The organism is Planococcus sp. RAB007_Raresut, assembly GCF_057369535.1.
This window is the reverse complement of sequence record NZ_JBXYIF010000065.1, coordinates 1-310: the sequence shown is the minus strand read 5'-3', so window position 1 is coordinate 310 and position 310 is coordinate 1. Positions and strand designations below refer to the sequence as shown.

1 protein-coding gene is annotated in these 310 nt (G+C 37.1%); it reads right to left on the bottom strand.

Annotated features, from left to right (window positions below; genetic code table 11):
• Positions 1-61 precede the first annotated feature (61 nt).
• A partial coding sequence (locus tag AC2Q9J_RS17775) for a group I intron-associated PD-(D/E)XK endonuclease (protein WP_499041994.1) occupies positions 62-310 on the bottom strand: 249 nt, incomplete at its 5' end.

Below are 310 nucleotides of genomic sequence, written 5' to 3'. Positions count from 1 at the left end.
CATCGTGTTGTTTGTAGTCTGGACTATATCTTCACCGTTTCAGGTGCGACACGTGTAGTCTCTACGGAACCTCACGATAATCATCTGCAAAAAGAATATTTTGCTTTTGATTATTCTTTGGTATTTTTACCCTCAATGAAATAGATTTTTCAAAAAGATTCGGTTCAAAGTAATAACAGGTATCAGTCTGTGGACAATATACACAGTATACATCAATTTCATCTTTGTTTATAAACCGCGTCTGAACTCCACTCGCGGTACTATAGCTTGAACGAAACCGAACATTTAGAACCCCGTTTGTGTTTAGTTC